Raw genomic sequence first — 24,943 nt, forward strand, 5'->3', positions numbered from 1 at the left:
CACGATTCGTTTTGGGATTAATTCGCCGTTCAGCCTGTATAGCCCGTGAGGCTTATTCCCAGCGGGGAACGCGCCAGTTAAAAGCCGGGCTCCCGCCCATTCAAAAGGAATCTGAAATGCTTAAAACAAAAACTTTACTGGCAGGCGCCATCTCGTTGCTGATTGCGAATCAGGCCGCAGCCCTCAACGACGCGCAACAGGACCAGACCGGCACCGATAACTATGCCGATGTGGTGCAGCAGATCGGTTCGGACAATTACAGCACCCAACTCCAGGATGGCGACGCCAATGTCTCCTACACACTGCAGAGCGGGACGCTATTGTCAGCCTCTAGCGAGCAACGCGGCGCAGGCAACATCTCGACGATCGAGCAGAATGGGATGAACAGCCAAGCGAACGTTTCGCAGGACGGCAACTATAACCTCGCCACGGTTTATCAGGAGACTAACGAGGAAGTAGGCCATACGGTGACCCTTTCGCAGATCGGTAGTCAGAATCTTGCCTACGTCGAGCAAATAGATGGGGCCGCCAGCGTCTCGGACATTTACCAGAACGGTGAAGGCAACTCTATCGACGTGACTCAACAAATGACGGCCAACCATCTCGACGCGGAGCAGACCGGCGACGGCAACACCGCTCTGGTCGAGCAGTTCGGGAACACGACTGCCTATATAAGCCAGACCGGGACTGCCAACGCCATCAACTTTCATCAGGACGGCGCATTTTCCGGCGCTTTTTCCTCAATCAGTCAGAACGGTACCGGTAACGAGGTCAACCTCTCACAGCAAGCCAGTCGATACAGCGCAGGCGACGTGCGCCTGGTACAGATCGGCACGGGCAATATCGCCGACGTATCGGAAAGCAGCGGCTTCGGCAGCTTCAGCTTCACCCAGGACGGAACGGGAAATGAGCTGACCGCCCAGCACGGCGGTCGCTCGACCACGGTAGAAGGGACCTCCACCGGCGACTTCAACCGTGTAGACATTCGTCAGGACTTCGACGGCAGCAGCCTGACCATCGCCCAGAACGGTACTCGCAACGACATCGACGTTGACCAGACGGGTTACTACGGTGTCGGCGACATCCAGCAGACAGGCACCGAGAACTATGCATCGCTGGTGCAAATCGGAAACTCCAGCAGCGTCACTCAGGAAACGGCGCTCATCATGCAAAACGGTACTGGAAATTCGGCCTTCGTGACCCAGGGTCAGTAAGTCGTTTCGGCGAGCCGATTAACAGCTAGTGCTGCAACCAAGGCTCGTATCGGCTCGATCATGGGCCGGCGTGCTGGACCAACGCCAGCGCGCCGTGACGACGTAAGTTTTTCCTCCGAGCTCAAGCAATAGGCCCAGCCTTGACGCAAGCGCCTATCGAAGTTGCTGGTAGCTGGAATAATGCACTCGAGGTGAACAAACTCTAGTGATACGCTGAGAAATGAGGCACTAACGCGCAACCAAATCGCGGTTTTACCCGGCTTGGTTTTTTTGGTCTGCCGTCTCTCTTTCCATGGGAACGCGCGAGGAACAAATAACGCCCTTTTACGCTGCCTCAGATACGCGAAAGCCCCGAATTACGGGGCTTTCAGCGTTGTAGATGGTGCGGACGGAGAGACTCGAACTCTCACACCTTGCGGCGCCAGAACCTAAATCTGGTGTGTCTACCAATTTCACCACGTCCGCAGTCTTGCAAACGAAAACGCCAGGCTGTGCCTGGCGTTTCGGAATATGGGGTGGACGATGGGGTTCGAACCCACGACCGCAGGAGCCACAATCCTGTGCTCTACCAACTGAGCTACGCCCACCATATTGCATTGCTTGTGCCGAGACCGGAATGGCGCACCCGGCAGGACTCGAACCTGCGACCATCCGCTTAGAAGGCGGATGCTCTATCCAGCTGAGCTACGGGCGCTTTTATCTGCATCCTATCTGAGCGCAGACTTCAAGCTCCAGCCGATGAAGGTTGCCCTTCAAAAGCTGTCTTACCCAGCAGCAAGCTGTGCTCGACAAGCGGGGCGAATCTTAATGGCCTGTCCGCAGGCCGTCAACAGCTAAACCGAAAAAATTTCAGGCAGGTAAAGGAGTTACGGATAGAGGACACCGCATCGCCTTTGCCGGACGGTGTCGCCGTGCGAGAATGCGCCTCCTTTTTCAATCCTCTCGATGGTTAATTAAGCGTCATGACCGCAAAACTGATCGACGGTAAACAGATTGCTGCCAATATCCGCCTGCAGATCGCCGGCCGTGTGGCCGAGCGCTCCCGGCAGGGCTTAAGGGTTCCGGGGCTGGCAGTGATCCTCGTGGGTTCGGACCCGGCCTCGCAAGTATATGTCGCGCACAAGCGCAAGGACTGCGAGGAAGTGGGATTCAAGTCCACTGCCCATGATCTGCCGGCGACGACCAGCCAGGGCGAACTTCTGGAGCTCATCGATCAGCTCAATGACGATCCGCTTATCGACGGGATTCTCGTGCAGTTGCCGTTGCCCAAGCACCTGGACGCCTCACAACTGCTCGAGCGCATTCGACCCGACAAGGATGTGGATGGCTTCCACCCCTATAACATCGGCCGCCTCGCGCAGCGCATGCCCCTGCTCCGCCCATGCACACCGAAAGGCATCATGGCGTTGCTGGAGAGCACCGGTGTCGACCTGCACGGCCTCAACGCGGTGGTTGTAGGCGCGTCCAATATCGTCGGTCGTCCCATGGCACTGGAGTTGCTGCTGGCAGGCTGCACGACCACCGTCACCCACCGCTTCACCCATGACCTGGCCGAGCACGTCAAACGCGCCGATCTGATCGTGGTCGCGACGGGGATCACTGGGCTGGTGAAAGGTGAATGGATCAAGGAAGGCGCCATCGTCATCGATGTCGGCATCAACCGACAGGCCGATGGCAAACTGGTCGGCGATGTCGAGTTCGACGTGGCGGTGCAGCGCGCCAGCTGGATTACACCCGTGCCCGGCGGAGTTGGCCCCATGACGCGCGCTTGCCTCTTGGAAAACACGCTGCATGCCGCGGAGCATCTGCACGACTGATCACGCCGGCCATCAGAGGAGCCGTATCCTTCAGAGGTTCGGCGAGATCTCCAGATGGTGTAAATATCTTCGGCGTCTCAAATCAAACGGCACCCTAGGGTGCCGTTTGATTGTCGCTTCCAACCGCTACCCGTGGTTTAACGTTACTGGTTCCAGGATTTGATCAGCTCTTCGTAACTGACGGTCTGCCCCTGGGGCTTCTCGTTTTCCAGTTTGGGTTTCGGCGAGCCAGGCTGGCTAAGCCAGTATTCGGGGTCGCGCGGTTCGTTCATCTTAGGCCCGCACTTCGGCTGTACGTTGGCACGCTCCAGCCGCGCCATCATGGTGTCCTGTGCCTCAGCAAGGCCATCCAGCGCTTCCTGAGGCGTCTTGTCACCGCTGGCAGCTTCGGCGATGTATTGCCACCAGAGCTGAGCCAGACGCGGGTAATCCGGTACGTTGGTTCCGGTTGGCGTCCACTGCACGCGCGCCGGGCTACGATAGAACTCCACCAGGCCGCCCAGCTTGGGCGCCGCTTCGGTCATGGCATCGGAGTTGATGTCGGATTCCCGGATCGGCGTTAGCCCGACCAAGGTTTTTTTCAGCGACACGGTTTTCGACACGGTGAACTGCGCGTACAGCCAGGCCGCCAAACGACGCTTTTCGGGTGTCGATTCAAGGAAGGTCCAGGCGCCAGCATCCTGATACCCGAGCTTCATCCCCTCTTCCCAGTAAGGCCCCTTCGGCGATGGCGCCATCCGCCATTTCGGCGTGCCATCTTCGTTGACCACCGGCAGGCCGGGCTTGGTCATGTCCGCGGTGAAGGCGGTGTACCAGAATATCTGCTGCGCAATGTTGCCTTGTGCCGGTACCGGTCCGGACTCGGAGAAGGTCATGCCCTGAGCTTCCGGCGGTGCGTATTCGCGCATCCAGTCGACATATTTCTGCGTCGCGTAGACCGCAGCCGGCCCGTTGGTGGCGCCGCCGCGAGCGACGCTCGAGCCGACCGGATGGCAATCTTCGACGCGAATGCCCCACTCGTCCACCGGCAAGCCGTTCGGCAGCCCTTTATCACCGGCGCCCGCCATGGAGAACCAGGCATCGGTGAAGCGCCAGCCCAGCGACGGATCCTTCTTGCCGTAATCCATGTGGCCGTAGACGCGCTGGCCGTCGATCTCCTTGACGTGCTTACTGAAGAATTCAGCAATGTCCTCATAAGCTGACCAGTTCACCGGCACGCCGAGCTCGTAACCATAGCGCTCCTTGAATTGTTGTTTCAGATCGTCCCGCTCGAACCAGTCGGCACGGAACCAGTAGAGGTTGGCAAATTGCTGAACGGGCAGCTGGTAGATCTTGCCATCCGGGCCGGTGGTGAACGAAATGCCGATGAAGTCGTCGAGATCAAGGGTCGGCGAGGTGTAATCCTTGGCTTCGCCTTCGATCATGTCGCTGATGGCGACTGCTTTTCCATAGCGGAAATGCGTGCCGATCAGGTCGGAATCGTTGATATAGCCGTCGTAGATGTTCTTGCCGGACTGCATTTGCGTCTGCAGCTTCTCTACGACATCGCCTTCCTGCATCAAGTCGTGCCGCAGGCGGATCCCGGTAATCTCGCTGAACGCCTTCGCCAGGGTCTTGGACTCGTATTCGTGTGTGGTAATGGTCTCTGACGCGACGTTGATCTCCATTCCGCGGAACGGCTCGGCAGCCTTGATGAACCATCGCAGCTCTTCCATCTGTTGTTCCGGCGACAGGGTCGAGGGATTGAATTCCGACTCGATCCATTTCTTCGCCGCCTCCTCCTGGGCATCGCCCCATGCCGTACCTGCAGTACCGGACAACGTCAGCAGGGCCGCGAGCGCCATGCAATGTCGGGTGTTGTTTTTATTCTCGAACATACACACCTCCTTTGGGTTTTTCGGAGGGATGGGCCGCGCGGCTCAACCCCAGCGCATCACTGCAAACAACCAGACGAGAGATAGCGCGGACGCTATCCAGATGCTCCAGTCGGTCAGCCCTATCAGCAGAAGATGCCAATAGGCGCTGCCCAGAAGTCCGATGAACAACCGATCGCCCCGCGTGGTGACGATGGGCAGGAAACCTTTGCGCGCAACGCAAGGCCGTTTCAGTTCCCAGACGCTCATCAATGTAAGGGTCAGGCCGATCACGGCAAAAAATACGGCGGTCGGCGTGGTCCAGGCCATCCAGTTCATACGTGATTCTCCTATACCCGGCCGAGGGCGAAGCCCTTGGCGACGTGATTGCGGACGAACCAGATCACCAGCATCCCCGGCAGGATCGTCAGCACCCCGGCGGCCGCCAGCACGCCCCAGTCGATCCCGGAAGCCGAGACGGTGCGCGTCATCACCGAGACAATGGGTTTGGCATCCACCGAGGTCAGCGTGCGGGCCAGCAGCAGTTCGACCCAGGAAAACATGAAGCAGAAGAACGCCGTTACACCAATGCCGGGGCCAATCAGCGGGACGAAAATCTTCACGAAGAATTTGGGAAAGCTGTAGCCATCGATGTAGGCGGTTTCGTCTATCTCCTTGGGTACACCCGACATGAACCCCTCGAGAATCCACACCGCGAGCGGCACGTTGAACAGGCAATGCGCCAGGGCTACCGCGATATGCGTATCGAACAACCCGATCGACGAATACAGCTGAAAGAACGGCAGCAGAAAGACCGCCGGCGGCGCCATGCGATTGGTCAGCAGCCAGAAGAACAGGTGTTTGTCGCCGAGGAAGCGAAAGCGGGAAAAAGCATAGGCCGCCGGCAGTGCCACGGTGAGTGAAATGACCGTGTTCAGGCAGACGTAGTACAGCGAATTGATGTAGCCGCTGTACCAGCTACGGTCAGTGAAGATCACTCGGTAGTTGTCCAGCGTGAAAGCCCGAGGCCAAAGCGTCAGGCCGCCCAGGATCTCGGTGTTGCTCTTGAACGACATGTTGATCAGCCAGTAGATCGGCACCATCAGAAAAACGATGTAGAGGATCAATACCATTCGTTTGCGCAGATGCATTCAGCAGACCCTCGTCATTTCTGGTCGCCGTGGGTCATGGCGGTATAGAACAGCCAGGACACCAACAGGATGATCAGGAAGTAGATCAGCGAGAACGCCGCCGCCGGCCCAAGGTCGAACTGCCCCACCGCCATCTTGGTGAGCGTCTGACTGAGAAAGGTTGTGGCATTGCCCGGCCCGCCACCGGTGAGTACGAAGGGCTCGGTATAGATCATGAAGCTGTCCATGAAGCGCAGCATCACGGCGATCAGCAGCACGCTCTTGAGCTTGGGCAGCTGGATGTAGCGGAACACGGCCCAGGCCGAGGCGCGGTCGATGCGCGCCGCTTGGTAATAGGCATCCGGTATGGCCCGCAAGCCCGAATAGCAGAGCAGCGCGACCAACGAGGTCCAGTGCCAGACATCCATGACCAGCACCGTCACCCAGGCATCGCGGGTGTTGGATGCATAGTTGTAGTCGATGCCCAACTCACGAAGGCCGTAGCCCAGCAGGCCGATGTCCGCACGGCCGAAAATCTGCCAGATCGTGCCCACCACGTTCCATGGGATCAACAACGGAATCGCCATCAGAATCAGGCACAGCGAGGCCCAGCGACCACGAGTCGGCATGGTCAGCGCAACCGCGATGCCCAGCGGAATTTCGATCAGCAGCACACAGCCGGAAAAGATGAACTGCCGCAGCAGCGAGTCATGCAGACGAGGATCGTGAAGGATTTGGCGATACCAGTCCGCACCGACGAAGAACCGGGTCGAGGAATCGAAGATGTCCTGAACCGAATAATTCACCACAGTCATCATTGGCAGAATGGCGCTGAAAGCCACCAGCAGAAAGACTGGCAACACCAGCCACCAGGCACGGTTATCCTGAATTTTGATCATGGCCTGGCCTCCACCAGCCGGTCGTCGGCATAGAGCATCAGCCACTGAGCGGGAAAGCTCACCCAAGCCTGCCCTTTCGGGATGGGGTGATCTTCCGGCAAACGCGCCTTCAGCAGATGTCCCTGCAGACGAAGCGTAAGAATTTTATAGGTGCCCAGATCTTCCACCCGCACCACCTCGGCCCGCATGCCGCCGGAAGCCGTTTCCTCACCAACCTGTACGAACTCCGGACGAATACCGAGTTGCAGTCGACTCATCGCCAGCTCGGGCAAACGCGCCGCCAATCCGCTGGAAAGCGGCAGATGCAAATCACCGAAACCAATACCGCCCTCCTCGGCACGCACCTCGATCAGATTCATTCCCGGACTGCCGACGAAGAATCCGACGAAAGTGTGCTGTGGCCGCTCGAACAACTCTCTCGGCGTACCGAACTGAACGATCTGCCCGCCATGCATCACGGCAATCTTGTCGGCAAAGGTCGAGGCCTCCAACTGATCGTGGGTGACGTAGATCATGGTGATATTGAACTGCTCATGGATCTGCTTAAGCTTGCGACGCAGCTTCCATTTCAGGTGCGGGTCGATGACCGTCAGCGGCTCGTCGAAGAGAATCGCCGATACGTCATCGCGCACCAGGCCGCGCCCCATGGACACCTTCTGTTTCTCGTCCGCAGTGAGATTGCGGGCCTTGCGCTTGAGCAGCGGATGCAGGTCGAGCACCTCGGCGATCTCGTGCACCTTGCTGGTCACGCGCGCCTCCGAAACGCCCTGATTGCGCAGCGGAAAGGCCAGGTTGTCGAAAACGGTCATGGTGTCGTAGACGACCGGAAACTGGAAAACCTGGGCGATGTTGCGCTGCTCGGGTGTCATTCTGTTCACCTCGCGTGCGTCGAACAGCACCTGTCCCTCGGATGGACTGAGCAAGCCGGAGATGATGTTGAGCAACGTCGACTTGCCGCAGCCGGACGGCCCCAGTAACGCGTAGGCACCGCCCTGCTCCCACACATGGTCCATCTCGCGAATCGCATAGTCCGCCGCACCTTGCGGCTGCGAGCTATAGCTGTGGGCAAGGTTCTGCAATCGAATCTCCGACATGGTGTGCTCCTTCAGACGCGTCGGACCGGTGCCTGAGCCAGCTCGCCGGCAGCATCGAACACGAACAACTTGTGGGTTGGGATGTACACGCGAATCGGCGAATCCACCGGGTAGTCATGTACCCCCTGCAGGTGCAGAACCAGGCTGAGGTGCTCATTGCGCACATGAAGGAAGCTTTCCGAACCGCTGATTTCAGCCAGCTCGACCGTGCCGGAGACTTCCAGGTCGTCGTCGTTGGACGGCACCAGGCCGATATGGCTGGGCCGTATGCCGAAGCGGTAATCGCCCTCGCTCAGGGTTCGCAGGTCCGCATTGAGCGGAAAGTGCATGCAGTCCTGAAAGCTGACCTCGTTGGCGGCGATACGCCCCGGCAGCAAGTTGATCGGCGGTTCCGAGAACAGTTCGGCGCTGAGCATCCGGCTTGGCCGGTGATAGACCTCCGACGTGGGACCGCTCTGGATGACGCGCCCTTCATGCAGGACTGTCGCCGTTCCGCCCAGCGCCAGCGCCTCGTTGGGCTCGGTGGTCGCATAAACGGCAATGCTGCGGCGCGTCTTGAACAGCTCGCGCATTTCCTGCCGCAGCTCTTCGCGCAACTTGTAGTCGAGATTGACCAGCGGCTCATCGAACAAGATCAGATCCGCGTCCTTGACTAGCGCCCGGGCCATGGCGGTGCGCTGCTGCTGGCCCCCGGAAAGCTCCAACGGGTATCGCTGCAGAAAGTTTTCGATGTGCAGCATCTCGGCGGTTTCACGAACCTTTCGCTCGATCTCTGCCTTGCCAGCACCCGCCTGCCGCAACGGAGAGGCGATGTTTTCGAACACGCTCAGCGTGGGGTAGTTGATGAACTGCTGGTAAACCATCGACACGTTCCGCTTGCGGACCGGCACGCCGGTAACGTCGGCGCCGTTCATCAGGATGCGTCCGCTGCTCGGTTTGTCGAGCCCCGCCATGAGCCGCATCAGCGAGGTCTTGCCCGACAGCGTTCGCCCGATCAGCACGTTGAACGAGCCTGGTTCGAAGTTTAGGCAAGCGTCAGCGATGTGCACGTGGCCATCGACGGTCTTGCTGACGTGTTCCAGCGTGAGGGACATGCTGCATCCTTCTAATTGTTGTGAAGGATAGGAAGCGATATCCGTGCCAATGCTGCATGTGGCTCTAGGCCGGGTCTGAGGTGAAAGTGCTGTTTTCTCAAGTGTTCAAACTGAACATTTTTGAACATTGACAGCGCGTAGAAATGAACAAAACTGTTCAAGATGCGCGCTACGGCAGTAGCGAATAACAACAAGAATTTGCATCTTCAGAGGGCAACATGGCCGACCCAGCCCAGTCCATCGCACACCAGACGCTGATCGAAGATTCCTGGAGCCGCTGCGAGCGCTACGGGCTGAATCCGCTCAGCACGCCAAGCTTCGGTCAGCCGGCCACGCAGGAAGTGAACGCCCTGTTGGAGCGCCAACGCAGTCTGGTACAAACCACCCAACGTGAAGTACTGCCCTACTACGAAAACATTCTTTCGAATTCGAGCTGTCTGATTTTGCTGGCGGACAGCGGTGGCCAATTGCTTGAATCGTGGGGTGATCGGCGCTTCGTCGAGCCAACCCAGCAACGCGGATTCAAGCCGGGCGCCAGCTGGATGGAGCGCGACACGGGGACCAACGCGATCGGCACCGCGCTGGCCAGTGGGCAGGCCGTGCATATCCAACGCGACGAGCACTTCCTCAAGGCCAACCGCTACCTGTCCGGTGCGGCTTCGCCGATCTTCGATGCGCAACGCCAGCTGATCGCCGTGCTCGATGTGTCCAGCGACAGCTACCTTCCGCCATCGCACACGCTCGGCATGGTGAAGATGATGAGCCAGTCGGTTGAGAATCGGCTGATTCTCAACCTGTTCCACGATGACTACTTTCAGCTGACTTTCAATACCGGACAGGACAATCTCGACAGCCAGTGGGCCGGGCTGCTGATATTCGATGAATCCGGGCTCATCGTGTCGGCCAACCGGCGCGCCGACAACCTGCTCGGCATGGAGCTGACGCGGCCCCGCATCGATAGGCTGTTCGACGTGCCGCTGTTGCAACTGATCAATCAACCGGAAGATCAGCCCCTGCTGCTGCGGGCCATGGGTCGCCACCGCTTCCATGGCATCGTTCGGCGCCCACAGAAACCATGCATCCAGCCGCGGGACTTCCGTACGACGTCGGGGCGGGAACGGTTGATCGATCTGACCAGCATCGATCAAGGCGATCCGCAGGTGCATAAGGTGATCCGCCAGGCACAGCTCATGCTCGAAAAGGACGTTCCGATTCTGGTACAGGGGGAAACGGGTGTCGGTAAGGAAGTCCTGGTCAAGGCACTGCATGCAGCCAGCTCGCGAGCGGATGCGCCCTTGATCGCGGTGAACTGCGCCGCGATCCCCAACGAGCTGATCGAAGCCGAACTCTTCGGCTACGAGAAAGGCGCCTTCACCGGCGCCCACCAGAAAGGCAGTCTCGGCCTGATTCGCAAGGCGGATCGCGGCGTGCTGTTTCTCGACGAGATCGGCGACATGCCGATGAGCCTGCAGGCGCGTCTGTTGCGCGTACTGCAGGACCGTAGCGTGCAACCGCTCGGCGGCGGAGAACCATTCCCGGTCGACTTTCGCCTGATCTGCGCCACGAACCGCTCGCTACGCCAGGACGTCGATAGCGGTCGCTTTCGCCAGGATCTGTTTTACCGCGTCAGCGGCCTCAGCGTGGAGTTGCCGCCCTTGCGTGCTCGTCACGACAAGCTCGCGCTTTTCCAGCGCGTCTGGGAACAACATCGAGAACCTCGGCAATGGGCCGGACTGAGCGCCGAAGTGCAGCGCTTGTTCGAACGTCACCCTTGGCCGGGGAATATCCGCCAACTGAGCAGCGTCATTCAGGTTGCCCTGGTACTGGCCGACGATCAGCCAATCCGCCCGGAGCATTTGCCTGACGACTTCTTCGTGGATATTGAAAGCGCCGAAAGTAACGGAAGAACAGAGCCAACCCACTCTATCGGCATGGCGCCTTCGCTTTCGTTACCCACGAACCAGCCGCTGCGCTCACAGTTCGAAGCCTGTCGTGGCAACGTTTCGCACCTCGCCCGGCATTTAGGCGTCAGCCGCAACACTCTCTACAAGCGCTTACGCGCCGAGGGTCTTTATCCAGGTTAAGTTCGCTGCATAGTGCGTTACAACGACCTGAGTCGGTACGGCCCGACGTAGGGTGGGCTTTAGCCCACCAATGTTCCAAGGCTCCGTCCTCGCTGCGGTGGGCTGAAGCGGAACGCCGCCCGGCCCGTCCTACTTCTACCTCGTTCAGGCGAACCCTGGCGGGATCGCCCCGTCCAGACAAGAACACCGGCGCTCGAATCCCCGCCCCGGCTGCCTGTCCGCTTCGAGTTCAGCGACGTAGGGTGGGCTTCAGCCCACCGGAAGTACCTGATCGATTGTGGAGGGCTGACGGTTCGCGAGGCTGAAGCGGACGCCGCTTGGCCCTACCGGTCGACAGGGATCGGTAATCCAGCCCTGTTTATCCGCACCTGACGAAAGCTTCTGTTCGCTTACCGGAAACAAAAGAGGCCGCATGCGGCGGCCTCGATGGAGTGTGCAACTTATTCACTTAGACGCCAGGTCGTTCCGCCCTTGCCGTCTTCCAGCACCACGTCCATGGCCGTCAGCTGATCGCGAATGCGGTCGGATTCGGGCCAGTTCTTTTCGGCGCGAGCCTGCAGGCGCGCAGCGATCAAAGCTTCAACTTCAGCCGCATCCACTTTGCTTGCGGCGCCGGCCTGCAGGAAGGCTCCGGGCTCGAGTTGCAGCACGCCGAGTACGGAGGCCAGCTCTTTCAGGCGCGCAGCCAGAGCGGCAGCGGGTTGCAAATCCGTGTCACGCAGGCGGTTGACCTCTCGGATCATCTCGAACAGCACAGAGCAGGCTTCCGGCGAGTTGAAGTCATCGTCCATCGCGGCGCTGAAGCGCTCGGCGAACTCCTCACCACCTGCGGGCGCCGCTTCGGGCAAGCCTTTCAGGCCGTTATAGAAACGTTCCAGCGCGCCCTTGGCTTCCTTAAGGCTGTCTTCGGAATAGTTAATCGGGCTGCGGTAATGGCTAGAAACCAGCAGATAGCGCACCACTTCCGGCTGATACTTTTCCAACACTTCGCGAATGGTGAAGAAGTTGCCCAGGGACTTGGACATTTTCTCGCCGTCCACCCGTACCGCACCAGCGTGCATCCAGGCGTTGGCGTAGAGCTTGCCGGTCGCCGCCTCGCTCTGGGCGATTTCGTTTTCGTGGTGCGGGAAGACCAGGTCCGGGCCGCCGCCATGAATGTCGAAGGTCTCGCCCAGGCAGCAGGTGGACATAACGGAGCACTCGATGTGCCAGCCCGGGCGGCCTTTGCCCCAAGGCGAATCCCAGCTCGGCTCGCCAGGCTTGGCTGCTTTCCAGAGCACGAAATCCAGCGGATCTTCCTTGGCTTCGTCGACCTCGATACGGGCACCGATCTTCAAATCCTCGATCTTGCGCCGCGAGAGCTTGCCGTAACCGACGAATTTACCGACCCGATAATAAACATCGCCATTACCCGGCGCGTAGGCGAAGCCCTTGTCAATCAGGGTCTGGATCATGCCGTGCATACCGACGATGTGCTCGGTGGCACGCGGCTCGAGGTCGGGGCGCAGCACATTGAGCCGAGCCTCGTCCTCATGCATCGCGGCGACCATACGACCGGTCAGCGCCTCGAAGCTTTCACCGTTTTCCTGAGCGCGACGGATGATCTTGTCGTCGATATCGGTGATGTTACGCACGTAGGTCAGCTCGTACCCGCGCTGGCGTAACCAACGCGAGACCACGTCGAAGGCCACCATCACACGCGCATGACCGATGTGGCAGAAGTCATAGACCGTCATGCCACAGACGTACATGCGTACCTGGTTATCGATCAGCGGCTTGAGCGGTTCCTTGGCCTTGGTCAGGGTATTGTAGATCGACAGCGCCATTATTGCCCCCAGGAATCACGCAGGGTGACAGTCCGGTTGAACACCGGCTTGCCGGGCTGCGAATCCTTGAGATCAGCGACAAAGTAGCCTTCGCGCTCGAATTGGAAGCGCTCCTCGGGTTGCGCGTTGGCCAAGGACGGCTCGGCGCGGCAGCCTGCAAGTACCACCAGCGACTCGGGATTGATGTTGTCGAGGAAGCTGCCGCCCTGCCCTTCGCCTTCAACGGACTTCTCCGGATTGGCGGAGCGGAACAGGCGGTCGTACAGTCGCACCTCGCACTCGACGCTTTCCGCAGCCGGTACCCAGTGGATCACGCCCTTGACCTTGCGGCCTTCGGGGTTCTTGCCCAGGGTGTTCTCGTCATAGGAACAGCGCAGCTCGATAACGTTGCCCTCGGCATCCTTGATCGCCTCATCGGCGCGGATCACGTAACTGCCGCGTAGGCGCACTTCGCCACCGGGAACCAGACGCTTGAAGCCGGCCGGTGGGACTTCTTCGAAATCGCTGGCATCGATATAGATCTCGCGACTGAACGGCAGCATGCGCACGCCCATGTCTTGCTTGGGATGGCGCGGCAGTTCGAGGTTCTCGACCTGGCCTTCGGGATAGTTAGTGATCACTACCTTCAACGGCTTGAGCACGCACATGGCCCGCGCCGCGTTGGCATCGAGGTCTTCGCGGATGGCGAACTCCAGCATGCCGATATCCACCACACCACCGGCGCGATTCACGCCGATCATGTCGCAGAAGTTGCGGATCGAAGCCGGCGTATAGCCACGGCGACGGAAGCCGGACAGCGTCGACATGCGTGGATCGTCCCAGCCACTCACGTGCTTCTCGTCGACCAGTTGCTTGAGCTTGCGCTTGCTAGTGATGGTGTAGTTCAGGTTAAGACGGGCAAATTCGTACTGACGCGGCTGTGCCGGCACCGGCAGTTGTTCCAGGAACCACTCGTAGAGCGGACGATGGTCCTCGAACTCCAAGGTACAGATCGAGTGAGTGATGCCCTCGATGGCGTCCGACTGGCCATGGGTAAAGTCATAGCTAGGGTAGATACACCACTTGTCGCCGGTCTGGTGATGATGGGCGTGGCGGATGCGGTAGAGAATCGGGTCGCGCAGGTTCATGTTCGGCGAGGCCATGTCGATCCTCGCCCGCAGCGCACGGGCGCCGTCGGGGAATTCGCCGGCCTTCATGCGTGCGAACAGATCGAGGTTCTCTTCGACGCTGCGCTCACGGAACGGGCTGTTCTTACCCGGTTCGGTCAGGCTGCCGCGGTATTCGCGTGCCTGCTCGGACGTCAAATCGCAGACATAAGCCTTGCCGCTCTCGATCAAATGGACGGCCCATGCATGCAACTGGTCGAAGTAATCAGAGGCATAATGCTCCTCGCCGGCCCATTGAAAGCCCAGCCACTGCACGTCGCTCTTGATCGCGTCGATATATTCCTGGTCTTCCTTGGCCGGGTTAGTGTCGTCGAAACGCAGGTTGCAGACGCCACCGAATTCCTGAGCCAGACCGAAGTTCAGGCAGATCGACTTGGCATGGCCAATGTGCAAATAGCCGTTGGGCTCGGGCGGAAAGCGCGTGACGATGCTGGCGTGCTTGCCAGAATCCAGGTCGGCCTGGACGATCGGGCGGAGAAAATTGGTGGCGGCGGTAGTCTCAGGCTTGCTCATGGTGTCCTTAACGATCTGCGAGTGCGCGGCTCAGGGTAGGCCGGCCAAATCAAAGCGCTTATCATAGCGGACCCGTCAACCCCCTGACAGAGCAAAGCGCCCGGCCGCATCGCTCTGCAGCAGCGGTCCTTCTCCGTTGCCGCGCCGCCCTGTTATCGCGGCGCGGTTTATTCCCTTCATAAGGACGACTCCCAATGATCAAGCTCCACACCAACCACGGCGTCATCACCGTCAAGCTGTACGAAGACAAAGCCCCAGAAACCACGGCCAACTTCAAGGAATACGTGAAGAGCGGTCACTACGACGGCACCATCTTCCATCGCGTGATCAGCAATTTCATGATCCAGGGCGGCGGGTTCGAGCCGGGCATGAAGCAGAAAGCTACCCGCGCACAGATCAAGAACGAAGCCAACAACGGGCTCTCCAACAAGGTCGGCACGTTGGCCATGGCGCGCACCATGGAGCCGCATTCGGCGTCCGCGCAGTTCTTCATCAACGTAAAGGACAACGACTTCCTGGATCACACCGCACCGACCGTTCAGGGCTGGGGCTATGCAGTATTCGGTGAAGTGGTCGAAGGCATGGACGTGGTCGAGAAGATCAAGGGCGTTTCCACCACCATGAAGTCCGGCCATCAGGACGTTCCGGTGGACGACGTGGTCATCGAGAAAGCCGAGATCGTCGAGTAAGCCTCGTTGATTCTGCTGATTTCAGATCTGCATCTCGAAGAAGAACGCCCGGACATCACCCGGGCGTTTCTTCGTTTTCTCGAAACTCGAGCAATCCAGGCCGAGGCGCTCTATATCCTCGGTGACTTTTTCGAGGTCTGGGTCGGCGACGACGGTATGACACCCTATCAGCACGAGATCGCCGCTGCCCTCCGCGTCCTGAGCGAAAGCGGAACCCGCATCTATCTGATGCACGGCAATCGCGACTTCATGATGGGCAAGGCGTTCTGTCGCGAGGCGGGCTGCACATTGCTACCTGATACGCACGTTGCCGAGCTCGGCGGCCAACGGGTCTTGCTGATGCACGGCGATACCCTCTGTACGCGCGATGAAGGCTATATGCGGCTACGACGGTGGCTGCGTAATCCCGCCAGCCTGTTCATCCTTCACCATTTGCCGCTCGCCAAACGCCAGAAGCTGGCGCAGAAACTGCGTTCGAGCAGCAAGGAAGAGACGCGCATGAAAGCCAGCGACATCGTCGACGTCACGCCTGATGAGGTCATTGATGTCATGCAGCGTCACGGCGTCCGGACCTTGATCCATGGCCATACTCACCGCCCAGCAAACCACAGGCTACAGGTTGCCGGTCAACCCGCTACGCGCATCGTGCTGGGCGACTGGGACCGACAAGGTTGGGCGCTACAGATCGATGAATCAGGCGTTCATCAGGCGCCGTTCGAACTGAGCTGAGCCGCTCAGCCGGCGACCGGAACGCCGCTATGGAAGCGAAACTCAGTGTCGACGCTTTCAATCAATTCGCGCTCACGCGCCCGCACTCGGACGATGGTCGCGTCGATATCGGCGGCGTCACCGTACAGATAAGCCAGCTTCAGATAATCCTGAAAATGCCGCGCTTCTGACTTGAGCAGGCCGTGATAGAACTTGCCGAGCTCCTCGTCCAGATGCGGCACCAGCATCGCGAAACGCTCGCACGAGCGGGCCTCGATGAACGCCCCGATCACCAGCGTATCGGTCAGTCGATAGGGCTCGTGATTACGCACCAACTCCCGCAGACCCGCCGCATAGCGTGACGAGCCGATGTTTCGCAGACCAATGTCGCGCTTGCGAATAATGGAAAGCACCTGCTCGAAGTGCCGCAGTTCCTCTCTAGCCAAACGCGACATCTTGTTTTGCAGATCAGGCTTGTCGACATACCGGAACATAAGCTGAAAAGCGGCCCCGGCAGCTTTCTTCTCGCAGTTGCCGTGATCGATGAGCATCACGTCCTGGTTCTGCAGCGCAAACTCGACCCAGGCGGTCGGAGTGGCACAGCCAAGAAATTCGTTCAATTCGGGGAGCATGGTGAGGTCTTGGTATTCGCAAAAAAGTGATGGATGCGGCGATCGACGTCAGCGCTGCCGCCAGCGGCGCATTATACGAAGCCAACGCCAGACAGCCAGAGCTGCTTGATATGGATCAGTAGCCGGCGCGCTTGCGTTGTCTATAGTGAGTTCAACCGATATTGGAAACGGAGCCGATCATGCAAGCCATACGCCGTATCCTTGTGATAATTGACCCGAAACTTCCTAAAAACCTGGCTTTGAAGCGGGCGCGCCTCATTTCCAGCGTCAGCCAATCGGAGTTGCGTCTGCTCGTCTGCGATACCAAGCAGGATCACAACGCCTACCTCGCCAAAATCCGCACAGAACTGGAGGAGCAAGGGCACACCGTTACCACGCAGCAAGCCTGGCATGACAACCTGCATCACACGATCGTCACGGTGCAACAAGCTGAAGGCTGCGGTCTGGTGATCAAGCAACACGTGCCCGACAACCCACTGAAGCGCGCCTTGCTGACGCCCGATGACTGGAAGCTGCTGCGCTACTGCCCTTGTCCCGTGCTGATGGTCAAAACCGAGGCACCCTGGACCGGCGGCAATATTCTCGCCGCGGTGGACGTCGGTAACGCCGACATCGAACACCGTACGTTGCACTCGAGCATCATCAATCATGGTTACCAGATCGCCGCGCTTGCCGAAGGCAATTTGCATGTCATCAGCGCCCATCCTTCGCCGATGCTGTCGGCAGCCGATCCGGCTTTTCAACTGAAAGAAACTATCGAGGCACGCTATCGCAGCGCTTGCAAGCAATTCCAGGCCGACTACGGCATCCCCGATGGGCAGCTGCATATCGAGGAAGGCCCTGCGGATGCGCTGATCCCACGCGTCTGCCATCAAATTCAGGCCGTCGTGACGGTCATCGGCACGGTTGCCCGCACCGGTTTTTCCGGCGCGTTGATGGGCAATACCGCCGAGGTGGTACTCGATACGCTGGAAAGCGACGTGCTGGTTCTCAAACCGGAAGACATCATTGGCCACCTCGAGGAGCTGGTAGCCCATCGCTGATTCATATTCACCCGGGCGGAATACTGCCGCGCTTCCGGTGAAGCCAGAAACTCATTCAGCCGTATCGTTGAGAAACCGAGGCGCGATATAGCGCTGGTAATGCGCCTCGGAGAGCAGAAAAAACTCCCGATCGATGGCGTCGCGAAGTTCGGGAAGTGCCCACTCGCGAAACTCCGGCAGCAACACGACTCCATAAGCATCGAGCTGCTGAATAACCCGTGCGCCTCGAGCGATAAGCTGATAAGCCCAGCAATACGGCGACTGCTCCGCGACGAAGCGGATCTGCCGGCTTTCCAACTGGCGGCGAAGTAAATCGGCATCGAAGATCTCAAGCTTGGCGGCCATCACTTGCGCCAGGAGCAGCTCCAAACGCCGCCAGACGGAGCGCTTGCTCTCCTCGTCATAGGCATTCCAACTCACCACCTCATGGTGGAAGCGCTTGCAGCCACGGCAGACGAGATCACCATAAACAGTGGAACAGAGACCCACACAAGGGGTTTTGATGCGCTGGTTGGACATAGCGAGGGTGAGTCGATGAACAGCGCCGCATCTTAGACTTTTGTCCAAGCCAGGTCACGAATGAATCCACTGCAGCGCCTCTTTTCTGGCCGTGTACCCCGCGCCGCCCGGCGCTCCAGCAGGCTTTCGCGAACGCTCGACAGAACCCTCAATATTCGGGCGCCATGGCGTTTCACTTAACTTTACGGACCCATTCCAGTAGAATCGCTCCGCCGTTTTCGGCGCCACAATCCGTACGAAGCTGTTTTCAAAGCGTCACGAGCACAGTTGAACCGGTCATCCGTCGGGTGCGCAGATCCCTCTCTCCTGCGCACCTGTCACGCCGCCGGCGTAAAACTTTGAAAACAGCTTCCGGATGCGCGTCCCGAGACACCCAAGGGACCAATGATGAGGGTATATAACTGTGCTTGAAGCCTATCGCAAACACGTAGAAGAGCGTGCCGCCCAGGGCGTCGTGCCCCAGCCGCTGAACGCCGAGCAGACCGCAGGCCTGGTCGAACTTCTGAAAAACCCGCCAGCCGGCGAAGAACAATTTCTCCTCGATCTGATCACCAACCGCGTCCCTGCGGGCGTGGACGAAGCAGCCTACGTCAAGGCTGGCTTCCTGGCCGCTATCGCCAAGGGCGAAGCCGCTTCACCACTGATCAGCAAGCAGCATGCCGTCGAGCTGCTGGGAACCATGCAAGGCGGTTACAACATCGTCACGCTGGTCGACCTTCTGGACGATCCTGAACTGTCCGATACCACCGCAGCGCAACTGAAGCACACCCTGCTGATGTTCGATGCCTTCCATGACGTGGCCGAGAAAGCCAAGGCCGGCAATGCCAACGCCAAGGCCGTAATGCAGTCCTGGGCCGAGGGCGAGTGGTTCAAGAACCGCGCCCCGGTTGCCGAAAAAATCACCCTGACCGTGTTCAAGGTGACCGGCGAAACCAACACCGATGACTTGTCGCCAGCGCCTGACGCCTGGTCGCGTCCGGACATCCCATTGCATGCCCTGGCCATGCTGAAAATGGCCCGCGACGGTATCAACCCCGACGTTCCCGGCTCGGTTGGTCCGCTCAAGCAGATGGAAGAGCTGAAGACCAAAGGCTTCCCGGTCGCCTATGTCGGCGACGTGGTGGGTACTGGTTCTTCGCGTAAATCGGCTACCAACTCGGTGCTGTGGTTCTTCGGCGACGACATCCCGAACGTACCGAACAAGCGTGCAGGTGGCTTCTGCTTCGGCACCAAGATCGCCCCGATCTTCTACAACACCATGGAAGACGCCGGTGCACTGCCGATCGAGTTCGACTGCTCCGATCTGGCCATGGGCGACGTGATCGACGTTTACCCGTACAAGGGTGAAGTTCGCCGCCACGATAGCGATGAGCTGGTTACCACCTTCGAACTGAAGACCGACGTTCTGCTCGACGAAGTGCGCGCCGGCGGCCGTATTCCGCTGATCATCGGCCGCGGCCTGACCGAAAAAGCCCGCGCCGAACTGAGCATGGGTCCATCGGATCTGTTCAAGAAGCCGGAGGCCCCCGCCGAGAGCAGCAAGGGTTTCACCCTCGCGCAGAAGATGGTTGGCCGCGCCTGCGGTCTGCCGGAAGGCAAAGGCGTCCGTCCGGGCACCTACTGCGAACCGAAGATGACTACCGTCGGCTCTCAGGACACCACCGGCCCGATGACTCGCGACGAGCTGAAGGACCTGGCTTGCCTGGGCTTCTCGGCCGACCTGGTGATGCAGTCCTTCTGCCACACTGCCGCTTATCCGAAGCCGATCGACGTTACCACGCATCACACCCTGCCGGACTTCATCATGACCCGCGGCGGTGTTTCCCTGCGTCCGGGTGACGGCATCATCCACAGCTGGCTGAACCGCATGCTGCTGCCGGACACCGTAGGTACCGGCGGTGACTCGCACACCCGCTTCCCGATGGGCATCTCCTTCCCGGCCGGTTCCGGTCTGGTCGCGTTCGCCGCCGCCACTGGTGTCATGCCGCTGGACATGCCGGAGTCGGTACTGGTTCGCTTCAAGGGCAAGATGCAGCCTGGCATCACGCTGCGTGACCTGGTTCATGCCATCCCCTACTACGCGATTCAGAAAGGTCTGCTGACCGTCGAGAAGAAGGGCAAGAAGAACATTTTCTCTGGCCGCATCCTCGAAATCGAAGGTCTGAACGACCTGACCGTCGAGCAAGCGTTCGAGCTATCTGACGCCTCCGCCGAACGCTCCGCTGCAGGCTGCACCATCAAGCTGCCGGAAGGCGCAATTGCCGAGTACCTGCAGTCGAACATCACCCTGCTGCGCTGGATGATCAGCGAAGGTTACGGAGATGCGCGTACCCTCGAGCGCCGCGCTCAGGCGATGGAAGCCTGGCTGGCCAAGCCGGAGCTGCTTGCTGCCGATGCCGACGCCGAATACGCTGAAGTTATCGAAATCGATCTGTCCGAAGTCACCGAGCCGGTTCTCTGCGCTCCGAACGACCCGGACGATGCCCGTCTGCTTTCCAGCGTACAGGGCGAGAAGATCGACGAAGTCTTCATCGGCTCCTGCATGACCAACATCGGTCACTTCCGTGCCGCCGGCAAACTGCTGGACAAGGTCGAAGGCTCGCTGCCGACTCGTCTGTGGCTGTCGCCGCCGACCAAGATGGACCAGCATCAGTTGACCGAGGAAGGCTATTACGGCATCTACGGTCGCGCCGGTGCGCGTCTGGAAATGCCGGGCTGCTCGCTATGCATGGGCAACCAGGCACGGGTAGAAACCGGCTCGACCGTGGTCTCCACTTCGACCCGTAACTTCCCGAACCGCCTGGGCGATGCGACCAACGTATACCTGGCTTCCGCCGAACTGGCGGCGGTCGCTTCGATTCTCGGCCGCCTGCCGACTGTTGAGGAATACTTGGTCTACGCCGCTCAGATCGACACCATGGCAGCGGACGTCTACCGCTACCTGAGCTTCGATCAGATCGCCGAGTTCCGCGAATCTGCGGCCAAGGCAAGGATCGACGTAGTCGCTGTCTGACGCTGTAAAGATGGAAAAAGCCCGCGCTGGCTAAATGCTGCCTCACTTACGCATTAGCCAATGCCGGGTCTCCTCGAAATCCGATGCCAAGCTTTGGCATCGGATTTTTTTTGCCTTACCAACAGCGATGGTCCGGCCTGGGTAATCTATTCGCGCCGATCTGGGTACTTTAGTCAGAGCATTGCAGACCCCCGACCCGGTTAAACGGTATCTGCAAAGAGTGGTGAGTTTGGGAACATAGAGGCGCACCTGACAGGACTGTGATTTTCTGAACGCGGATTGACTGCTGAGCCTGACTCGTACAAGCCAGAACGGCAGTAATTGCTATCTGTTCAAAAAACCTTGTCAGCGGGGAAGCGATCACTGCGGCAAAGGAGTTGCTGCGGAGAGATGTACAAAAACCGCCCAGGCCTGCAAAGCCTGGACGGCCGCGTTTCAAAGACTCGGTAACGTTAACCGGTAACCGTAAAGCCGCTCCATTAACGTAAACAGCATTACGGCATAACCGGATGTTCGGTTCACTCGGGCATCTTCAACTCTTCAGGCGAGACGACAATGCCGTTGTTGTCGGCATAGAGGTATTCACCAGGACGAAAGGTCACGCCGCAGAAGGTCACCGGGATATTCAATTCACCGACACCACGCTTGTTGCTCTTCAACGGATGGCTGGCCAGTGCCTGCACGCCGAGATCGGTTTGCGCAACGATATCCACGTCGCGAATGCACCCGTAGATGACCAAGCCGTGCCAGCCGTTACGTGCAGCCTTCTCGGCGAGCATGTCGCCCAGCAAGGCGCAGCGCAGCGAGCCACCACCATCGACCACCATCACCTTGCCGGTGCCATCGAGCTCGACCTGCTCCTTGACCACGGAGTTGTCCTCGAAGCACTTGACCGTGACGATCTGGCCACCAAAGGAGTCGCGACCGCCAAAGTTGCTGAAGATCGGCTCTACCACCTGAATCAAGTCAGGGTAGGCATCGCATAGATCAGGCGTGACATATTGCATGGGAATCTCCTCTCACCTTTGAAACCATCTTGGTTTAGTCGGCGTTCCGCTCATCGTGAACCTAGCGAAGCGGACCAAGCAAAACCGCGATTCAACAAGCCGCCAAATAAGATATTGCGCATAGAAAAGGGCGGAATATCCGCCCTTTCGTTCCAGCCCCTTATCAGCCGATTTCGGCATCGGCCAGGAAGAACCAGGTGTCTAGCACGGAGTCCGGATTCAGGGATACGCTTTCGATGCCCTGTTCCATCAGCCACTTGGCTAGATCTGGATGATCCGATGGACCCTGCCCGCAGATTCCGATGTATTTGCCCGCCTTGTTGCACGCCTGGATGGCGCTGGCCAGCAACTTCTTCACGGCAGGATTACGCTCGTCGAACAGATGAGCAATGATGCCGGAGTCACGATCAAGGCCGAGCGCGAGCTGGGTCATGTCATTGGAGCCGATGGAGAAACCATCGAAGAACTCCAGGAACTCGTCGGCCAACAGCGCGTTGGAAGGCAGTTCGCACATCATGATGATGCGCAGACCATTCTCACCGCGCTTGAGGCCGAACTGGCCGAGAATGTCGATGACCTGCGAGGCCTCGCCAAGCGTACGTACGAAAGGCACCATCAGCTCGACGTTGGTCAGCCCCATGACGTCGCGGACCTTCTTCATCGCCCGGCATTCGAGCTCGAAGCAGTCGCGGAAGGATTCGCTGATATAACGCGAGGCGCCACGGAAGCCGAGCATTGGGTTCTCTTCTTCCGGCTCGTACAGTTTCCCGCCGATCAGGTTGGCGTATTCGTTGGACTTGAAGTCTGACAGCCGCACGATGACCTTCTTCGGCCAGAACGCTGCAGCCAGCGTACTCACGCCCTCGACCAGCTTCTCGACATAGAAGTCGACCGGGTCGCCATAACCGGCGATGCGCTTCTCGACGCTGTTTTTCACATCGCTCGGCAGGCCGTCGAAATTCAGCAGCGCTTTGGGGTGCACACCGATCATGCGGTTAATGATGAATTCCAGGCGGGCCAGGCCCACGCCCTCGTTCGGCAACTGAGCGAAGTCGAATGCGCGATCCGGGTTGCCGACGTTCATCATGATCTTGAACGGCAGTTCCGGCATGGCGTCGATGGAGTTCTGACGGATATCGAAGCCCAATTCGCCTTCGAAGATCAGGCCGGTGTCGCCTTCGGCGCAGGTGACGGTGACGCGCTGACCGTCCTTCAGCAGCTCGGTGGCATTGCCGCAACCCACGACAGCCGGGATGCCCAACTCACGCGCGATGATCGCCGCGTGGCAGGTACGACCGCCGCGGTTAGTGACGATAGCACTGGCGCGCTTCATCACCGGTTCCCAATCGGGATCGGTCATGTCCGATACAAGAACATCGCCCGGCTGAACCTTGTCCATTTCCGAGACGTCGCGAATGATCTTCACCGGACCTGCGCCGATGCGCTGGCCGATGGCGCGGCCTTCGACCAGCACAGTGCCTTTTTCCTTGAGCAGGTAACGCTCCATGACGTTGGCGCTGGTGCGGCTTTTCACGGTCTCGGGGCGCGCTTGGACGATGTAAAGCTGGCCATCATCACCATCCTTGGCCCACTCGATATCCATCGGGCGACCGTAGTGTTTCTCGATGATCATCGCCTGGCGGGCCAGGTTGCTGACTTCTTCGTCTGTGAGACAGAAACGCATGCGTTCGGCCTGATCGACATCGACGGTCTTGACCGACTTGCCGGCGCTGGCTTCTTCGCCGTAGATCATCTTGATCGCCTTGCTACCGAGATTACGGCGCAAGATTGCCGGACGGCCCGCTTCGAGGGTGTGCTTGTGCACGTAGAATTCGTCGGGGTTTACCGCGCCCTGTACGACGGTCTCGCCCAGGCCATAGGCGCCAGTGATGAACACCACATCGCGGAAGCCGGACTCGGTGTCCAGCGTGAACATCACGCCAGCAGTACCGGTTTCGGAGCGCACCATGCGCTGCACGCCGGCGGACAGGGCGACCAGCTTGTGGTCGAAGCCCTGGTGCACGCGATAGGCAATGGCACGGTCATTGAACAGGGAGGCGAACACTTCCTTGGCAGCGCGGATCACGTTATCCACGCCACGAATATTGAGGAAAGTTTCCTGCTGACCGGCGAAAGATGCATCGGGCAAGTCTTCCGCAGTTGCCGAAGAGCGCACCGCTACCGCCAGATTGTCGTTACCCGCGGACATCTCGGCGAAGGCTGCGCGGATATCGGCATCCAGCTGCTGAGGGAATTCAGCCTCCATGACCCAGCCGCGAATCTGAGCACCGGCCTTGGCCAGTGCATTCACGTCGTCTACGTCCAGCGCATCGAGGAGCGCATGGATCTGCTCGTTCAGGCCGCTGAGTTCCATGAAGTCACGATAGGCCTGTGCCGTAGTGGCGAAACCACCAGGTACCGAAACGCCCGCGCCAGCAAGGTTGCTGATCATCTCGCCTAGGGAGGCGTTCTTGCCCCCTACACGCTCAACGTCATGATTGCCGAGCTTATCGAGGGAAACTACGTACTCTACCAAGGTGCTCTCTCCACATTGTGTTGGAAACTCGGTCGGCTCCATCCGCGATCCGGTGGCCTGCCCCTGCAAAATGGGTGACAATGCCCGCCACTTGTGGCTCGGCGAA

General features: G+C 59.3%; 19 protein-coding genes and 3 tRNA genes. 7 read left to right on the forward strand and 15 right to left on the reverse strand.

Features of this window, described 5'->3' with window-relative positions; all coding sequences use genetic code 11:
* The first annotated feature begins 11 nt into the window (after positions 1 to 11).
* Positions 12 to 1,214 carry a hypothetical protein gene (locus E0D86_RS05275; RefSeq protein WP_131648893.1) on the forward strand — a complete coding sequence of 401 codons (1,203 nt, stop codon included), beginning with the start codon at positions 12 to 14 and terminating at the stop codon, positions 1,212 to 1,214.
* A 380-nt stretch (positions 1,215 to 1,594) separates the two neighbouring features.
* Here E0D86_RS05275 and E0D86_RS05280 read toward each other — a convergent pair.
* The 3 genes from E0D86_RS05280 to E0D86_RS05290 form a co-directional block, all read right to left on the reverse strand.
* Positions 1,595 to 1,679, reverse strand: a tRNA-Leu gene (locus E0D86_RS05280).
* Positions 1,680 to 1,725: 46 nt separating this feature from the next.
* A tRNA-His gene (locus E0D86_RS05285) sits at positions 1,726 to 1,801 on the reverse strand.
* A 30-nt stretch (positions 1,802 to 1,831) separates the two neighbouring features.
* Positions 1,832 to 1,908 (reverse strand) — tRNA-Arg (locus tag E0D86_RS05290).
* A 268-nt stretch (positions 1,909 to 2,176) separates the two neighbouring features.
* Here E0D86_RS05290 and folD point away from each other — a divergent pair.
* Positions 2,177 to 3,031, forward strand: coding sequence for a bifunctional methylenetetrahydrofolate dehydrogenase/methenyltetrahydrofolate cyclohydrolase FolD (gene folD, locus E0D86_RS05295; protein WP_131648894.1), 855 nt, complete (start codon positions 2,177 to 2,179; stop codon positions 3,029 to 3,031).
* 143 nt (positions 3,032 to 3,174) lie between these two features.
* Here folD and E0D86_RS05300 read toward each other — a convergent pair whose 3' ends face one another.
* Genes E0D86_RS05300 through E0D86_RS05325 form a run of 6 tightly spaced genes read right to left on the reverse strand, consistent with a single transcriptional unit; the run spans position 3,175 to position 9,101 of the window.
* Entirely contained in the window at positions 3,175 to 4,908 is a 1,734-nt protein-coding gene (locus E0D86_RS05300) for an ABC transporter substrate-binding protein (RefSeq protein ID WP_131648895.1), read from the reverse strand.
* A 42-nt stretch (positions 4,909 to 4,950) separates the two neighbouring features.
* Positions 4,951 to 5,223: a DUF2160 domain-containing protein gene (locus E0D86_RS05305; RefSeq protein ID WP_131648896.1), complete on the reverse strand. Its 273-nt coding sequence runs from the start codon at positions 5,221 to 5,223 to the stop codon at positions 4,951 to 4,953.
* An 11-nt stretch (positions 5,224 to 5,234) separates the two neighbouring features.
* Positions 5,235 to 6,035: a carbohydrate ABC transporter permease gene (locus E0D86_RS05310; protein WP_131648897.1), complete on the reverse strand. Its 801-nt coding sequence runs from the start codon at positions 6,033 to 6,035 to the stop codon at positions 5,235 to 5,237.
* 14 nt (positions 6,036 to 6,049) lie between these two features.
* Positions 6,050 to 6,913: a carbohydrate ABC transporter permease gene (locus tag E0D86_RS05315; RefSeq protein ID WP_131648898.1), complete on the reverse strand. Its 864-nt coding sequence runs from the start codon at positions 6,911 to 6,913 to the stop codon at positions 6,050 to 6,052.
* A complete protein-coding gene (locus E0D86_RS05320) occupies positions 6,910 to 8,007 on the reverse strand; it encodes an ABC transporter ATP-binding protein (RefSeq protein WP_131648899.1) in 1,098 nt (365 codons plus the stop codon). Before E0D86_RS05320 ends, E0D86_RS05315 begins: the two co-directional genes overlap by 4 nt.
* A gap of 11 nt (positions 8,008 to 8,018) precedes the next feature.
* Entirely contained in the window at positions 8,019 to 9,101 is a 1,083-nt protein-coding gene (locus E0D86_RS05325) for an ABC transporter ATP-binding protein (RefSeq protein ID WP_131648900.1), read from the reverse strand.
* Positions 9,102 to 9,319: 218 nt separating this feature from the next.
* Between E0D86_RS05325 and E0D86_RS05330 the strand changes: the two genes are divergently transcribed.
* Positions 9,320 to 11,185 carry a sigma-54-dependent Fis family transcriptional regulator gene (locus E0D86_RS05330; protein WP_131648901.1) on the forward strand — a complete coding sequence of 622 codons (1,866 nt, stop codon included), beginning with the start codon at positions 9,320 to 9,322 and terminating at the stop codon, positions 11,183 to 11,185.
* 440 nt (positions 11,186 to 11,625) lie between these two features.
* Here the strand turns inward: E0D86_RS05330 and cysS are convergent, their stop codons facing one another.
* Both cysS and E0D86_RS05340 read right to left on the reverse strand, forming a co-directional pair.
* Positions 11,626 to 13,011, reverse strand: coding sequence for a cysteine--tRNA ligase (gene cysS / locus E0D86_RS05335; RefSeq protein WP_131648902.1), 1,386 nt, complete (start codon positions 13,009 to 13,011; stop codon positions 11,626 to 11,628).
* Complete coding sequence (locus E0D86_RS05340) at positions 13,011 to 14,690, reverse strand: glutamine--tRNA ligase/YqeY domain fusion protein (protein ID WP_131648903.1); 1,680 nt, start codon at positions 14,688 to 14,690, stop codon at positions 13,011 to 13,013. The genes cysS and E0D86_RS05340 overlap by 1 nt, the downstream gene beginning before the upstream one ends.
* A gap of 194 nt (positions 14,691 to 14,884) precedes the next feature.
* Here E0D86_RS05340 and E0D86_RS05345 point away from each other — a divergent pair, with 194 nt between their 5' ends.
* Both E0D86_RS05345 and lpxH read left to right on the forward strand, forming a co-directional pair.
* Entirely contained in the window at positions 14,885 to 15,379 is a 495-nt protein-coding gene (locus tag E0D86_RS05345) for a peptidylprolyl isomerase (protein ID WP_131648904.1), read from the forward strand.
* Positions 15,380 to 15,385: 6 nt separating this feature from the next.
* Positions 15,386 to 16,108 (forward strand): UDP-2,3-diacylglucosamine diphosphatase, encoded by a 723-nt coding sequence (lpxH, locus tag E0D86_RS05350; RefSeq protein ID WP_131648905.1) that lies wholly within the window; start codon positions 15,386 to 15,388, stop codon positions 16,106 to 16,108.
* 5 nt (positions 16,109 to 16,113) lie between these two features.
* On the opposite strand, the gene E0D86_RS05355 is transcribed toward lpxH, so the two are convergent.
* Positions 16,114 to 16,719, reverse strand: coding sequence for a tRNA-(ms[2]io[6]A)-hydroxylase (locus E0D86_RS05355; RefSeq protein WP_131648906.1), 606 nt, complete (start codon positions 16,717 to 16,719; stop codon positions 16,114 to 16,116).
* A gap of 179 nt (positions 16,720 to 16,898) precedes the next feature.
* Here E0D86_RS05355 and E0D86_RS05360 point away from each other — a divergent pair, with 179 nt between their 5' ends.
* Positions 16,899 to 17,762, forward strand: coding sequence for a universal stress protein (locus tag E0D86_RS05360; RefSeq protein WP_131648907.1), 864 nt, complete (start codon positions 16,899 to 16,901; stop codon positions 17,760 to 17,762).
* Positions 17,763 to 17,813: 51 nt separating this feature from the next.
* Here the strand turns inward: E0D86_RS05360 and E0D86_RS05365 are convergent, their stop codons facing one another.
* Positions 17,814 to 18,281: a DUF1289 domain-containing protein gene (locus E0D86_RS05365; protein WP_131648908.1), complete on the reverse strand. Its 468-nt coding sequence runs from the start codon at positions 18,279 to 18,281 to the stop codon at positions 17,814 to 17,816.
* A gap of 403 nt (positions 18,282 to 18,684) precedes the next feature.
* On the opposite strand from E0D86_RS05365, the gene acnB reads away from it, so the two are divergent.
* Positions 18,685 to 21,294 carry a bifunctional aconitate hydratase 2/2-methylisocitrate dehydratase gene (gene acnB, locus E0D86_RS05370; RefSeq protein ID WP_131648909.1) on the forward strand — a complete coding sequence of 870 codons (2,610 nt, stop codon included), beginning with the start codon at positions 18,685 to 18,687 and terminating at the stop codon, positions 21,292 to 21,294.
* Positions 21,295 to 21,812: 518 nt separating this feature from the next.
* Here the strand turns inward: acnB and rraA are convergent.
* Positions 21,813 to 22,301: a ribonuclease E activity regulator RraA gene (gene rraA / locus E0D86_RS05375; RefSeq protein WP_131648910.1), complete on the reverse strand. Its 489-nt coding sequence runs from the start codon at positions 22,299 to 22,301 to the stop codon at positions 21,813 to 21,815.
* A 163-nt stretch (positions 22,302 to 22,464) separates the two neighbouring features.
* Complete coding sequence (gene ppsA / locus E0D86_RS05380; RefSeq protein WP_131648911.1) at positions 22,465 to 24,837, reverse strand: phosphoenolpyruvate synthase; 2,373 nt, start codon at positions 24,835 to 24,837, stop codon at positions 22,465 to 22,467.
* Positions 24,838 to 24,943 lie beyond the last annotated feature (106 nt).

Origin of the sequence: Pseudomonas sp. IC_126 (genome assembly GCF_004331835.1) — a bacterium.
Classification (GTDB): domain Bacteria; phylum Pseudomonadota; class Gammaproteobacteria; order Pseudomonadales; family Pseudomonadaceae; genus Stutzerimonas.